Origin of the sequence: Paenibacillus sp. TAF43_2 (assembly GCF_052113545.1) — a bacterium.
GTDB lineage: Bacteria > Bacillota > Bacilli > Paenibacillales > Paenibacillaceae > Pristimantibacillus.
The window spans coordinates 1-15,649 of sequence record NZ_JBFRDK010000150.1 but is presented as its reverse complement, the minus strand read 5'-3'; the positions used below and the strand labels follow the sequence as shown (position 1 = coordinate 15,649).

General features: G+C 44.1%; 9 protein-coding genes and 1 pseudogene. 2 read left to right on the top strand and 8 right to left on the bottom strand.

Annotation, left to right across the window (positions count from 1 at the left end; genetic code table 11):
• Positions 1-112: 112 nt before the first annotated feature.
• The 6 genes from gntK to glgB all read right to left on the bottom strand — a co-directional run bounded on the left by gntK (position 113) and on the right by glgB (position 9,682).
• Positions 113-1,651 (bottom strand): gluconokinase, encoded by a 1,539-nt coding sequence (gene gntK / locus AB4Z17_RS24990; protein WP_441962768.1) that lies wholly within the window; start codon positions 1,649-1,651, stop codon positions 113-115.
• 257 nt (positions 1,652-1,908) lie between these two features.
• A complete protein-coding gene (locus AB4Z17_RS24985; RefSeq protein WP_339203406.1) occupies positions 1,909-3,894 on the bottom strand; it encodes a glycoside hydrolase family 15 protein in 1,986 nt (661 codons plus the stop codon).
• Positions 3,876-5,342, bottom strand: coding sequence for a glycogen synthase GlgA (glgA, locus tag AB4Z17_RS24980; RefSeq protein WP_441962766.1), 1,467 nt, complete (start codon positions 5,340-5,342; stop codon positions 3,876-3,878). The genes AB4Z17_RS24985 and glgA overlap by 19 nt, the downstream gene beginning before the upstream one ends.
• A gap of 140 nt (positions 5,343-5,482) precedes the next feature.
• Complete coding sequence (gene glgD / locus AB4Z17_RS24975; RefSeq protein ID WP_441962764.1) at positions 5,483-6,595, bottom strand: glucose-1-phosphate adenylyltransferase subunit GlgD; 1,113 nt, start codon at positions 6,593-6,595, stop codon at positions 5,483-5,485.
• Positions 6,592-7,758 carry a glucose-1-phosphate adenylyltransferase gene (locus AB4Z17_RS24970; protein WP_441910426.1) on the bottom strand — a complete coding sequence of 389 codons (1,167 nt, stop codon included), beginning with the start codon at positions 7,756-7,758 and terminating at the stop codon, positions 6,592-6,594. The genes glgD and AB4Z17_RS24970 overlap by 4 nt, the downstream gene beginning before the upstream one ends.
• A gap of 16 nt (positions 7,759-7,774) precedes the next feature.
• The gene (glgB, locus tag AB4Z17_RS24965; RefSeq protein WP_441962762.1) at positions 7,775-9,682 is read right to left on the bottom strand and encodes a 1,4-alpha-glucan branching protein GlgB; all 1,908 of its coding nucleotides are present in this window, start codon (positions 9,680-9,682) and stop codon (positions 7,775-7,777) included.
• Positions 9,683-10,380: 698 nt separating this feature from the next.
• Here glgB and AB4Z17_RS24960 point away from each other — a divergent pair.
• Positions 10,381-11,274 (top strand): PAS domain-containing protein, encoded by an 894-nt coding sequence (locus AB4Z17_RS24960; RefSeq protein WP_441962760.1) that lies wholly within the window; start codon positions 10,381-10,383, stop codon positions 11,272-11,274.
• 2 nt (positions 11,275-11,276) lie between these two features.
• Here AB4Z17_RS24960 and helD read toward each other — a convergent pair whose 3' ends face one another.
• Positions 11,277-13,604, bottom strand: a complete 2,328-nt coding sequence (helD, locus tag AB4Z17_RS24955) for an RNA polymerase recycling motor HelD (RefSeq protein ID WP_441910429.1) — start codon at positions 13,602-13,604, stop codon at positions 11,277-11,279.
• Between the two features lie 240 nt (positions 13,605-13,844).
• Between helD and AB4Z17_RS24950 the strand changes: the two genes are divergently transcribed.
• Positions 13,845-14,570 carry a queuosine precursor transporter gene (locus AB4Z17_RS24950; protein WP_339203415.1) on the top strand — a complete coding sequence of 242 codons (726 nt, stop codon included), beginning with the start codon at positions 13,845-13,847 and terminating at the stop codon, positions 14,568-14,570.
• A gap of 91 nt (positions 14,571-14,661) precedes the next feature.
• Here the strand turns inward: AB4Z17_RS24950 and AB4Z17_RS24945 are convergent.
• A pseudogene (locus AB4Z17_RS24945) lies at positions 14,662-15,649 on the bottom strand (hypothetical protein); the annotation flags it as partial.

Sequence of the window (15,649 nt, the reverse complement as noted above, 5' to 3'; positions counted from 1 at the left end):
ACTATATATGGCCGCTGCTTACGCTGTCGTCGATTTTGAAGAAATACGGCACATAATACTATACGACTTAAAAACAGCCGGCATAGCTGCTCGGCTGTTTTTGTGATATAAATTAAACATATTTTTGTTGAAAAGCTGCAATATTTGCGTATTCCTCGGTTAATAAACGAGAAACTCGGATGTAGATCCGCATGAGCTCGGCATAAATTTCAGCATTTTGTTTATTGGGCAAATGAAAATGTGAACCTCCTACCATATCCGCAACGACGTCCAGAGACTCCACCTCGCCCAAGCTGTATAACCCTAGAATAACCGCGCCAAGACAAGAGCTTTCAATACTCTCAGGCACATGCAATTCTTGATCAAATATATCAGCCATCATCTGGCGCCATAGCTCTGACCTCGCAAACCCTCCTGTTGCTTGAATTTGAGTAGGTTTGCCCGTCAATTCTTCTAGCGCCATGAGTACGCTATATAAATTATAAATGACTCCTTCTAACGCTGCGCGAACTAAATGCTCTTTCTTATGATGCAGYCCCAGCCCAAAATATGAACCACGCGCATTCGCATCCCAAAGCGGAGCGCGTTCGCCTGACAAATAAGGATGGAATATAAGACCCTCAGAACCCGGTTTCGCCTTCGCAGCGAGCTCCGTCAGCAGCTCATAGGGATCGATACCTCTTTCTTTAGCTGTAATAACTTCTTCCGTACCGATCTGATCGCGAACCCAGCGAAAAATCATTCCCCCGTTATTCACTGGTCCACCGATAACCCAGTGCTTCTCAGTTAAAGCATAGCAAAAAATACGGCCCTTCGGATCAGTTACAGGCTTGTCCGTTACCGCTCGTATAGCACCGCTCGTACCGATTGTAACGGCAACTACGCCAGGCTTAATCGCATTAACACCCAAATTGGAGAGTACGCCATCACTAGCGCCTACTATAAATGGTGTGTTTGGCTGCAAATTCATCAGCTTCGCAAACTGCTCTTCCAACCCCTCCAGCTTATACGTCGTCGGCACAAGCTCCGAAAGCCGATCTGCCGTAACGCCAGCAACACGAAGCGCTTCCTCATCCCATTGCAAATTGTTCAAATGGAACAGGCCTGTTGCTGATGCAATCGAATAATCGATGACATAACGTCCGAACAGCTTGAAGAAAACGTACTCTTTTATCGAAATAAATTTGTATGTACGATCGAATAACTCCTTATGATCATGACGCAGCCAGGTAAGCTTGGATAACGGAGACATCGGATGAATGGGAGTGCCAGTCCGCAAATAGATTTCATGGCCATTCCATTCATTTTTAATTTTATTCGTCCACTCGATACTCCGATTGTCTGCCCAAGTTATGCATCTTGATATTGGCGTCCCTTGCTGATCCACAGCGATCACGCTATGCATTGCCGAACTGAATGAAACACATAAAATATCTTCTTGCTGCACGTTGCTTTTCGCAACAGCTTGACCAATAGTGCCTAACACAGCATTAAAAATATCATCCGGGTCCTGCTCCGCAATAGCTGGCGAAGGAGAATGCAGCGGATATTCAATACCATGGCTTGCGACTATGACACCTTTGGCCGTAAAGAGTACTGCCTTCGTGCTTGTCGTTCCTATATCAACACCGATAACATATTTTGTACTCATCCTTGTACCTCCGCATACAATTGCCAAAACAACATCTGGCTTTATAATCGTTTACCCTGTAATTGCTACAATATCGTTATTACAGCAATTATTCAACCCGTTTCTATACGAATGAACTGCAATTAATCGATAGATTGAGAAGTAATACTTGTTTTATTCAGCGATTCTCTTTCGTAAAAATAGAACAAAAAAGAACCTGAATGCGAGATTACAGCACTCAGGTTCTTCTTTTCATTTCGCTTCCAGTTATGAAAACTTTAAAGTAAACCGTTAGCCTCCGCTTCCAGACGAAGACGTTTATATTTCTCTGCATATTTGCTCACGCTGTGTACGACGGTTGCATGCGACCAAGTTAGCGGCGCTACTGATAGCGGCGTTCCGTCGTAAGGATTAAGCTGCTCCGGCAGCAATCCGCTTTGCAGTGCATGATCAGATACCCATTGCAGCGTACTGCGCGGGCTTTCCAGCTCTTGAAGCGTTTTGGCGGAATCAATCTCAAAGTTAGCTACCCATAGTGTGCAAATAATCCAAGGGTTTCCTGGAACCTTGTCAATTTCACCTGTTTGCTGGAAATAATAATCGTTCGTGTAACGGGCAATGCCTCCGATATGGGTTTTGACCTGCAGCCCTTCCTTAATGGCATGCATCGTCTGCACGACACGATAATCATCAACAGGAAGCACGCCAAATTCCAGAACGCCAAACAAGCTGCTCTCGAGCGTCATATCCTTCACCCAGCGATTATCCTTCTGAATAAGTCCTCTGGCGAATCGGCCGGTTTCTTCATCCCACAAATTAGTTACAATTCCATGTTTAATTGTTTCTGCTGTGCTTTTGTAAAGATCGCTGCGCTCATAATCGCCAAATAGATCCGTGAAAAACGATGCAGCCATTAAACCGCCATATACAGATGCGGCGGTATACGTCCAGATGCCGTAGCGCTCCTCCCACAAGTCATAGCTCGGTTTCGGCAGTGACAAGGAAGGCTCCATGTACGAGGTCAAAAAAGTAGCAGCCTTGCGAATCAGGTTGCTATATAAGGACTGCGGCAGCTCAATCACTTGATTCCGCGAGTAATCCTTCCACAATGCGAATAACACGAGTGCGGTTTCATCCTCTTGAATAGGTAATCTTCTGCTGCCCTGCACGATATACGGATGCCAGCTTGAGCCTACTGTTCCATCTGGATTGTATTTGTGATACAAATACCCTTCAGGCGACAATGCCTGTGCGCAAAAATGGAAAAAAGGAGCTATTACACTCTGATACCCTGCCATAGACATCGCATCTGCAATAAGAGCGCCGTCACGCGGCCACATATAGCTGTAATGGTCTCGATTGTATTGCAGGATATCCGTATCATTGGCAGCTAATATAGCGCCTCTCTCATCCACCTGTGTTCTTACGAGAAGCAAGCTTTGTTTGAACATCTTCACCACATCATGCGGCAGATCACCAAGGTCTGATTCTGCTCGGCGAAGCCAGTGCTTCCAGTAAATAACCATCCGGCTAAGCAGCTTCTCCGGATGATTCTCCTGAACATACTGGTTCAGCTCTTTGACTTCCTCAAGATTTTGGCCGATTGACATCCAATAATAAATGGTTTTTTCGCTGTTTGGAGCGACGACTGTTCGGAAGCTGATCGTGCTGTCAACGGAACCCTGGGCAATYGAATTGCCCATAAGCACGCCGTCCTCCGCGTCACGCCATGTTCCTTCAGCGGACTGGAACCTCTTGATTCCTGTAGAATACTGCGTCATGCCGCCTTCATCTGAGAAACCGTTGAACATAAAGTAATTATTGCGTTTGTAGTGATACAGCGTGTGATTTTCAGGATAATAAACAGCGGTATCTCCAACCTCTGTCCCGTCGATCATCAAGTCCTGATGGAAAAACAAGCGTACTTCTTTTGTATCATTCGTTTTATTACGAATGACTACCCGTTTGATATAAATGCATTCCCGCTGATGAATCCCGTCGTTCATATAAAGCTCGATGCCTAAACCATCGTGCTTAGCCGTAATATTCGTAACCAAAGAATCCTCAATATAATCTAGATCAAACTTCCATCCCGGCTCATCCAGCCAGCTAAAGGCACCTTCTACCCATACGCCTAAGCGGCAATATTGTCCGCCTACGTGATTTAACTGCCCAACGAATGGATAATAAATATCCCGAATAAAACAATGTTGATCCAAATTAAGGAGCATCTTACCGTTGCCGATTACAAGATGACGGGCCATGATTCTTCGTTCTCCTTTCGATGCGCTAAAAGTTGTGAGTAAACGGATATATAGGCTTTGGCAGACCGATTCCAGCTGTAATCCTCGTTGCTGCCATTACTCACGATTTGCTTCCAGACTTCCTGATTACGATAAAGAGCCAGCGCTCTGCGCACGGTATTCATATAGTCGTGCGCATTGTAATTCGTAAAGCTGAAGCCGTTACCTTCGCCAGTATATTCGTTATAGGCTTGTACCGTGTCCTTTAGTCCTCCTGTCTCACGGACAATCGGGACGGAACGATAGCGCAGCGCAAGAAGTTGACTCAAGCCGCATGGCTCGAATTGCGAAGGCATGGCGAACATGTCCGAGCCTGCATAAATTCGGCGCGCTAGTCTATCATCATAACCGATCCATACAGCAACCTTACCCGGATGACGAGAAGCGGCATCATTGAAAAATTGCTCATATTGCCAATCACCCGCACCTAATATTACAAATTGCACATCTTCTTGGAGCAGTTCTTCAAATGTTGCCGTGATTAAATCAAAGCCCTTTTGCTCCACCAATCTTGAAACGATTCCGATAAGCGGAATATCTTCGGACTGCGTGAGCCCTAGCTCACGCTGGAGCTCCACTTTGTTTTTTCTTTTGCGATTCAAGGCATTTCGGAAAGGAATGGCAATAGCTTCGTCATTCATCGGATCAAACAGCTCATCATCAATGCCATTCACAATCCCGATTAAATCGCCTGAACGATACCTGAGCAAAGAATCTAGCCTCTCGCCGAAATAATCGGTTTGAATTTCTTGAGCATACGTACCGCTCACAGTCGTCAGCTTGTCGGCATACACGAGGCCGCCTTTCATACAGCTGCCTGCTCCATGAAATTCCAAGCTGTCCTCCAGAAACATATCATCACCGGCTCCAAGCAAATCCTTCAGGAGATCAATTCCAAATAAACCTTGATATTTTAAGTTGTGAATCGTAAATACGGATTTGGTATACGCCCAAGCCGGATCATAATAATATCTTGTCTTTAGGAGAAACGGAATGAGTCCCGTTTGCCAATCGTGGCAATGAACGATATCCGGATGGAATTCCATATACCGTACCGCTTCCATCACAGCAAAGCAGAAGAATACAAACCTTTCCGCATCATCCCCGTAACCATAAAGCCCATCTCTTTTAAAATAAAACTCGTTATCGATTAAATAATAAGTAATGCCGTCAAACTCCGCTCTAAGCAAACCGCAATATTGATTGCGCCAGCCAAACGACACGTTAAAATGAGTGACAAGCTCAAACTGCCCGATAAGTGCAGCAGGAATTTGTGCATACTTCGGCAATACGACTCTGGTATCAACGCCCCGCTTATTCAGCGCCTTGGGGAGCGCCCCTGCAACGTCGGCGAGACCGCCAGTCTTCGCAAGCGGTACAGCTTCTGAGGTTGCGAACAAAATGTTCATAGGATTCTCCTTTCTCATGGACGCCGCATCAGCAATGCATGAACCCAACTGGAATCTGATTTTATTTTCCGATCGTGGTAAATTGCATTTTTTCGCGGCAAATAAAAGCTTGAATAGGATGAGCGTAACGATTGCTTATATTAAATAATTTTCCGTTTTCCTGCTAAGAATGGCGAGCTTGCCGCTCCCCTAATATCACGATCCGCTTCAACGCGAACGTCTTTATCCAAAATACTGTGCTGTAAAAAGCTATTTTCTCCGATAACGCCATTTTGCATAACGATGCTATTGCTTACGATAGCGCCCTTCTGTACATGTACGCCGCGGAAAATAATGCTGTTCACTACGGTACCTTCAATACGGCAGCCGTTTGCAATTAACGAATTCGTAACTTTGGAATTACCCAAATACCGGGCAGGCGGCTCATCCTTAACCTTCGTAAATATAGAACCCGGCTGATAAAATAGTTCCTTCCAAACATCCGGATCTAATAAATTCATATTATTGCGATAATAGCTGCTAAGCGTATTAACTACACCCAAATATCCCTCATACATATACCCATATACATTAAGCTGATTCAATCTAGAGAATATCGCGTGGCGAACCAGATGATCCTGGCCTTGAGCAAGCGAGGTCTCTACTAGTTCCATCAGCAGCTCTTTGCGCATAACGTACATTTCCATAGAATTGATGTCACTAGACATCCGGCCATAGTGATCTTGAATGGCAGTGATTCTGCCTTCGTCATTCAACTTCACTTTACGAGCTTTGCCCATTAATATATCAGCCTGCTGCTTGCACACAACGGTGATGTCAGCTTCCCGCTCCAAATGAAAATCGATAACCTTCTCGAAATCGATATTGCAAACCATGTGGCTGCGTGTAMTGACAACATAGTCGAGTGATGACCGATTAAAATAATCACGCTGTTGATAGAAATGGTACAAATCTCCACGGCTAATTTCTTGAATGTCGTCAGTTGCTGGCGGGAGCACAAATAATCCGCTTTGACGATGCTGCAAATCCCAATGCTTTCCTGAACCCAAATGATCCATAAGTGAGCGGTATTTCGTATGCGCAAAAACGGCAACCTTGGAGATTCCGGAGTTAACCATGCTCGACAGTACAAAATCAATCAAACGATATCTCGCGCCAAAGGGGACAGTAGCAAGGCAGCGGCTTTGTGTTAAATGTTCCAGCTCATCAGTTTCATGAATTAAATTGATGACGCCCATGACTTTATGCTTCATGAGTGCTCCACCTCCTGCAGCAAATGTTCGTTCGTTACATATTGATCCACTGCAATAACGGTAATGGCATCATCATCTGGGCTTCCAATCGTTACACCCGCTTGAATGACGGCTCCTTCGCCAATAATCGCTCTATAAATGCGTGCGCCTTCGCCTATTCTTACGTTAGGCATGACGACTGATTCCGTAATGACTGTGTTTTTGGCTGCTTTGACGCCGTAGAACAATACCGAGCGATCAACAACCCCTTCAATCATGCACCCTTCTGTTATTAAAGAAGAAGATATCTGTGCACTTGCGCCAATATGTTGTGCTGGCTGATTTGGATTTACCGAATAAATGCGCCAATCGGCATCGGCAAGCTCAAGCGGAGGCTCATCGGCGAGTAAATCCATATTCGCTTCCCAAAGACTCTCGATTGTACCAACATCTTTCCAATAGCCCTTGAACGGATAAGAATGCAGCCGTTTTCCGTCTCTCATCATGGCTGGAATAAGATCCTTGCCAAAATCGTGGCTGGAGCTGCGGCTTGCTTCGTCATATATCAAATACTTTTGGAGCTCGGACCATGTAAAAATGTAAACGCCCATGGAAGCGATGTTGCTAGTCGGGTTTTTCGGTTTTTCCTCAAAAGCCGTAATTCGATCCTCATCATCGATGTGCATAACACCAAAACGGCTTGCTTCTTTCCAATCTACCTCAATCCCGGCAATCGTCACGTCTGCTCCTGAACGCTTATGATGCTGGAGCATTAAATCATAATCCATTTTGTAAATGTGGTCTCCTGAAATGATAAGTACATACTCAGGATTGTAAGGTTCAATAAAGGACATATTTTGATAAATTGCATTTGCCGTGCCTTTATACCATACGCCGCCTTTTTGTTTCATAAATGGCGGCAAAATGGTCATGCCGCCATCGCGGCGGTCAAGTCCCCATGGACTGCCAATGCCAAGATAACGATTGAGCTCCAGCGGTTGATATTGCGTCAGTACGCCCACAGTGTCAATTCCCGAGTGTGCGCAATTGCTTAACGTAAAATCAATTATTCTGTATTTGCCGCCAAAATAGACTGCAGGCTTAGCTAAATCCTTTGTCAGCACGCCCAGCCTTTTCCCTTCGCCTCCTGCAAGCAGCATAGCGATCATTTCTTTTCGGCCCATGGACACCAACTCCCTCTCAAATTGTGTTCCCCGGATCTAAGCTGAAGATCTGGAATGTCAGGGGGGGTAAGTGAAGCGTAATGCTTTGATTGTGACCGTGCCAAGCGACGTTTTCACTGGTGTATCCTTGTTGTGCCTGTGTTACCGTTCCGCCAAATGGCTTCTCATTGCTATTTATTAAAGAGCTGTAGAAACCTGGCTCTGGAACACCAATACGGAACTGTTTATAATCGTTTCTAGAAAAATTAGCAATAACAACGGAGAAATCAGTATTTCCGCGGCGGATAAAGGATATGACGGATTGTGCTGCATTATGAACATCAATCCATTCGAAGCAATCCGCCTGGCTGTCTCTCTCCCATAATGAAGGCTGATCAGTATAGATATGATTAAGAGCTTTCACATAATGGTGCATGCTGCGATGCATATCATATTCGAGCAGCATCCAATCCAGCATGTCGGCGTCCTTCCATTCATCGAACTGCCCCCATTCACTGCCCATAAACAACAGCTTCTTACCAGGATGCGTAATCCAATAGCCGTAGAACAAACGTAATTGTGCGAATTTCTCTTCGTAGCTTCCAGGCATTTTGTTTAGCAGAGAACGTTTGCCGTGGACAACTTCATCGTGCGATAGAGGCAATACATAGTTTTCCGAAAAAGCATAAAGGAGTGAAAATGTAATGAGATGGTGATGATGCGAACGTTCAGCCGGATCCAGTGCCATATAACGCAGCATATCGTTCATCCAGCCCATATTCCATTTAAAATTAAATCCGAGGCCGCCTTTGTAGGTAGGTGATGTAACAGCGGGCCATGCGGAAGAATCTTCTGCGAGCATCAAGGTATCGGGGTAATAATGAAACACAGTTTCATTAAGCTTCTTAAGGAAGCGGAGAGCATCTAGGTTGTCTGGGCCGCCCAGATAGTTGTAAGTATGCATTTCCGGCGGTTTGTCCATGTGTAAATTGATCATGCTGGCGACAGCATCAACACGCAACCCATCAATGTGAAATAAGTCCATCCAGTAGATGGCATTTGAAATAAGAAAGCTGACGACTTCTTTTTTCTCGAAATCGAAGGCAAGCGTCCCCCAGAGCGGCTTCTCCGCTCGATTGGCATCTGCCCCTTCAAAAATAGGTGTTCCATCAAAGAGACGCAGCCCATGATCATCTTTGCAGAAATGTCCGGGAACCCAATCCAAAATAACACCGAGTCCATGCTGGTGGCATTTGTCTACAAATCGCATCAGCTGCTTCGGAGATCCGTAACGACTCGTCGCTGCATAAAAGCCCGTAATCTGATAGCCCCAAGATTGATCTAGAGGATGCTCAGACAGCGGCATAAGCTCGATATGCGTATAACCCATTTCAGCTGTATACGGGATCAAGTCATCTGCTAATTCCTCGTACGTGTAATAATCCTCTTTGCCTTTAATTTTCCAYGAACCTGCATGCACCTCATAAATGAGCAGCGGATTCGTGTATGGAGGAAGCTCGCGCTTTTTCTCCTGCCATTTTGCATCATCCCATTTGTAGCCGTCTAAATGCGATACAATGGATGCCGTTCCAGGCCGACGCTCTGCAAAAAAAGCGTACGGATCAGCTTTTCTAATGATTTTGCCTTCTATGGTTACAATCTCATACTTGTATAATTCGCCTTCACCAATTCCAGGGACAAACAAGCTGTAGACGCCAGTCGTTCCGATCCTTGCCATTGCATGACGATTGCCAATCCATTTGTTGAATTTGCCAATAACCCGAACCTCAGCTGCGTTTGGTGCCCAAACCGTAAATCGAACACCTTTTTTACCATCCATTTCAACACGGTGGGCACCCATAAAACGGTAACTGTGGTATGAACTTCCTTCGTTGAATAAATAGAGATCCTTCATGGATAATCCGATAGGTGCCGTTTGAACCATTCTTGGTTTCACCCCCTGTTGGATGATTAATTACAAGTACTTTAATCATCTAAACACGAATCACTTTATCCACATTATACATGGTTTTGAAAAAAAACACAGTCGTTTTCATAGATTTCGACAATAATAATTAATCCGTGTCAGATTACGTAACATCAATCTTTTTCAGGACTCAGCGTTCGCTGTATGTAATAATGTTTAGCACAAAAACCTTTCGTTTTTGAGAGTTGAGTACATTTAATCCATTTGCAATTGGTAACTTGTTTCACTCTGCGCGGTCTTACAATGGAAGGATCACCGTGACGCAGCAAACGTTGATGGTGCATTGCACATAAATCTTTGGCTTTGATCGGCTTCGTACAGTTTTCTATGATGCAATGGTTCATATTCTGTCTCCCCTGTGTGTTAGCCTTCTGCTCATTTTTTCCACTTGAGGCTGTCTGCTTTCATATTATCGGGAAACGGAATGAGAATAAAGCCTGCTGGCGGAGTGTTACAGTTGATTTAGATTCAACTTATGACTATTTGCACCATAAAGGTATCGTTTCAGCGATCAAGTTTAATTAATTAAACTTATGAAACACTTTTGAAACATAATACGAAATGCCAAATTCATTGACTTGTTTGTTTAGAACGACTATTTTATACTTTTATTTGATTATAGGGTCGTGGAATGGGTTTAAGAGGAGTGTTTCGTATTGTCGGTTTACCATCATATCTTTCAGATCATGAATCAGCCTATGCTGCTAATGAGTCAAAATGAAATAGAGGTGCGCATAGAGGATGCGAACCAAGCTTTCCTTAGATTATGCGGTTATACGCTAAAAGAGCTGCAATCCAAAAAAAGCAGCTATTTGCTTCATAAATACAAGATCAACATTTCAAGGCAAGTGATGAGAAGCGAAGTTATTATTTACACCAAATCGAAACGAAAAATTTCTGTACGCATTGACCTGCAGCCTTTGCCAAGGAGCATTGATAATAAACTCCTTTATGCCTTCATTATATTCGAAGATCTATCACCATACAATTGGATTGAACAGCAAGCAGAAAGAAATAAAGTGTTGATCAGCGGAATTATTGATAGACATCATCATGTGCGTTTTCTAAGAGACAGGCTTGCTCCCTTTCAAATTGAGCCTAACCAGCAAATGCAGGACGAAACGCTGCTGCAATTTATTGCGGAAACGGATCATGGTAAAATTTTAAAAATAATACAAGAGGCTCACCTGCAAAAAAAAGAGCGCAGTCTTACGATTAAGACAAGCAAGCTAAGCGGAATCGAGTTTGAGTTGTCCGTTTCGTTTACACCCATTATTGACGGATTTGGCGACGTGCTTGAGTTTGCATTCGTCATCTGGGATCTGCGTCCTATCGATGATTGTATCGAAGCTTCGATGAAACTGCGCATATGGATGGCCAAAAGAGATATAACCGTCGGTTATCTATCCTCATCAACCRGTATTTCCATTCAAACCATTTCCAAGCTCCGCAACGGGAAAATATTGAAGCCCCAAAGACTTACAGCAGAGCTGATAGCTTCGGAGCTTCAAGTGGATGTTCATGAAATTTGGTCAGAGATTAGAAAATAAGGTTAACTGATGAACGGCGTGAGCTCACCAGTATGGAAAATATGGAGCTCATGCATCGCTCTCGTACACGCCGTGTAGAACAGCTTTCTTTCGCTTTCACGTGAATAGATCTCATAGCTAGCATTGCTAATGACAACTGCATCAAACTCGACGCCTTTGGCTAAATAAGTAGGAATCACAATAATTCCTTTTTCAAACGTAACGGTTTCCTTTTCTACAAGGCGGAGCTTTGGAAAGTATGGCTGCAAAGACGCATGCATGCGTTTGCTTTCTTCCGCCGTTTTACATATGACCGCAATCGATTGATAACCGCCCAGCAGCAGCTGATTCATTCTCTCCTGCATTACCTCTATGAGCTGCATTTCGCTATCTGCTTTAGTGATTGTTGGTTCAGCGCCATCTCGGTTGAAGGCCTCTATCTGATCACCGCCTTCAATCATTCGGCTGGTGAATGACACAATCGGCTTCGTCGAGCGATAGCTTCTTGTTAAAATGATCTGCTCCGTCTCCTCCTCGCTATAGAGCTCAGATAACGGCTCAAAACCATTACCTGTTACAGCGTGAGCAAATATGGACTGATTGAGATCACCCAACACGGTCATTTTGCAGTTTGGAAAAATACGTTTTAAATAGTGGTACTGAAAAGGTGAATAGTCCTGCGCTTCATCAATAAATAAATGTTTAACCAATGTATTCGTTTGAAATCCTTCAAGCTTTTCTTTTAAATATAAATATGGAGTAGCATCCTCATAATAAATCTCTTTCTGATTGAGCTTTGCAATCGTTTGCTCACTAATTTCATTCCATTTTTCAGGTACTTGATGATCGCTGTTTTTAAATCGATCCAATATATTCGCATTATCCTCGAATAGTCTCTTATAAATCCCCGGCACATCCAAAAACAATAATTGCTTCACTCGTCTGCGCAGCTTCTTGAATTTTTTCTGCACAACCATCGCGGCTAAATAATCACGTTCGGCGTCAAAATCGTCAAATGTGTTTCCTGCAAAATGTTTTTTCCGTTCCAGATCTTCAAACGCCTTCGCATACGCCTCTTGATCCAGAAGCTCGATCTGTTCCTGAACCCAGTCCTGATCCCGTTCTTCACGGCTTAACCTCGTCAGCTCTTTCAGAATCCATTCCGCCGTAAGGCGTATCCGGTTTCCAATGGAAGACGAGCGCTCCAAACTGTAAAACTGCTCCGAGATTGCTGCTGCAGAAATCAATTTTCGTCCCATAAACGTAATTGCTTTAAAAGCTAGCCCCTCTTGACCAAGCTCGGCAGCATAATGATCAATCAAATGCATGAACGAATTGCTTGATTTATAAGTAATTCCAGCTATTCTCGCATCATAGCCTTGTTCATTAACCGCTGCGAGCGTATATTCCATTTGTGAGAATGGGTCCTCCAGGGCAAACGTTTGTCCTAGCCTGTGCTCGAGATATTGCTGATAGGTCGTTTGCTGCATATTTTGCTCGCCAAGTTCAGGCAATACGGTCGCCACATAACTGTTGAACATTGGGTTTGGTGAGAATAAAACGATTTGGTTCGCATTTAACCAGCCGCGATACCGATAAAGCAAATAGGCCACTCGTTGAAGCGCGGCTGACGTTTTTCCGCTGCCCGCAGCTCCTTGAACGATAAGAAGCCTTGCGCGCTCGTTGCGAATGATGCGATTTTGCTCGCGCTGAATCGTAGCTACAATGCTTTTCATTTGGGCATCAGACTGCTTGCCTAACACTTCCTGAAGCAGCTCATCCCCGATTGTGACACCTGTGTCGAACATACTGCGAATTTCAGCATCACGTATAATAAATTGACGCTTAAGCGACATTTCGCCCTTAATCGATCCGCTTGGTGTTTCGTACTGCACAGGACCCGGGCCATAATCGTAATAAAGACTCGACACGGGAGCCCGCCAGTCATAGATAAGGTACTCATATCCGCTTTCATCCAGCAAGGAGCCTACACCTAAATAAATCGGCTCTGATTTGAACTGCCCCTCCTCCTGGAGATCAATTCGACCGAAGTATGGAGAATGCTCAAGCTTATAAAGTGTTTTTAGCTGTTCCTCAGCATGGCGATGGCTTCTTTCACGCTCTGAGAGTACCTCTGCTTGCTGCTTCATGCTGGCATGCGACTCTGCTGATTCCGCCGCATCCTCAAAATTTAGTGTTACATCATCCCAAAAATTACGTCGGAAATCAACGATATCCTCGCGTATGCCGCCAAGCTGATTGTTGAATTGTTCTATCCGAGTGCGGATGAGATCCGTCACGTCAATGACACGCTGCTGCTCTTGTTCCAATTGTTCGTTAGAATTAGTCACTTTACCACTCCTTAACTATTAGTAAGGTTAACCAAGTCTTTGGCATACCATGTTTTAAAACGTAACATCCATTTTACCATCTTCTGCCGCCTAAATGAAACAACAATCAAAAGTTATTGCTCCGCTCCTAAGAAGCGTTTATAATGACAAAGGCAGAAAAACAACTCAGAAGTCTTATTAGTCAAGCAATTCGCGGTTCGAAAACTCCCGCGTTATCAAAACTAGGAGGTAACAAGAAACATGTTTAATTTATGGTTTGGCGCGATCTTCATGCTCGTGCATTTTTCGTTATTTCTTCTTTCGTATCGTTTTTTTGGCCGGGTAGGCATTTACGCTTGGATAGGAATGGCTACCGTGTTAGCCAACATTCAAGTCGTCAAAACAATCGATATCCATGCCTTCGGCATGATTATTGCTATAACGCTTGGCAATACGATGTACGGAACTATCTACTTGGCGTCAGATCTTCTTAATGAAAAGTATGGCGAAAAAGCGGCCAAAAGAGCCGTTTGGTTCGGATTCTTCACGCTTATTACTTCGACCATTATTATGCAGATGGCGCTTCTTTTTAATCCGTTAAATGAAGAATTTCCTCTGCAGGTTCAAGGTGCTATGGAAACGTTATTCGGACTAATGCCAAGAATTGCACTAGCAAGCTTATGCGCATATTTTGTGAGCCAATTTTTGGACGTCAAAATTTACTCCACTTTAAAACGTTTATGTCCGGCTCCTAATCAGCTCTGGATTCGTAATAATGGGAGTACTATGGTAAGTCAGCTAGTCGATACATTCATATTTTGCACCATTGCTTTTGCAGGCGCACCAGGCTATAGCAGCAAGCTTTGGCTCTCTATTTTCTTATCGACTTATGTCATCAAATTTATCGTATCCCTTTGTTCGACACCATTCTTATATGCTGCAAGAAACTTTACCTTTAAAGAAGAAAAGGAAAGTCTTCCGGGCTGATGCCATCTGGACAAGCTCGTAACTTATGATTCCTATAAGGTTGTAAAAGCGGGATGCCAACTGCCAGGCATCCCGCTTTCCTATTTGCTCACTATGATGTAAACCCAATATCATCTATCATTACTTTTCCTGATCCACTTACGAAACGAAACGTAATTCGGCTAATCTCATCCGCTTTTATCGCTAATCCGTCTGAGCTGAACAGCTCAAGCGGCAGCGTGTAGGTTTGAAATATAGGCTCCGAAGATTCTTTGTATTTCTCATCCTTAATGCGCTCCTCCATCCAAGGGAAAGCCATAAAAGCAGTATACGTTGGCGGCGCTACAGGCATAACTTTATCTAAGCCTAGCTCTATACTCTCGCCTTCAGTCGTCGTAAGCTCAATCTCTATGACCGGCAGCGGCGGCGGTTCAGTGAGTTCTAATGCGTTATTAGCAGCATCCGCTTTGTCTTTATCCTCTACAGCAATCAAGTCACGTTCAAGATTTGCCATCGAAAATACAAGATTGCCCTCCGTTATTTCTGCGGCTTGATCAATCGTTTTTGGCGATAATTCCAAAGCATATTCCGCCCCAGGCTCCGACCATTCCAGCTCAATTCCTTTTGTACCTTTGTTTTTGCCATCGCGGTCTTCAGCTGATGCGATGCTCCAATCGATCATTCCAGCAACACTCGCCTTGCCGCCATTCTTCAGCGCTGTTTTTTGTTTGCCATCATCATACCTAGCAATCTCTGTAAAATCGGACGATTCAAATCGATTGGTATACGCAGTATTTGGGAGCCAATCAAGTCCAGACCGATAATCTTCAAAAAGCTGCTTATAGCTGTTTTCTCCTAGCAAAGTAGCTTGCAAAAATGCGGATACATACACTTTGGAAACTTGACGCTGATCCTCAGCTGCAAGCAGTTCCTTACGACTCAAAAACAGGCCTCCCGGCGGACGCTCATCCATTCTCCCCCAATCAGAATTAAATTGACTGTGATTAGCATCCGCGATATAAAGAGCTGCCTTAAACTTATCTGTTGACTCTTGGAACTTCGTTCTGCTGTACTGTCGATCACCGTAAAAATTGTTTACA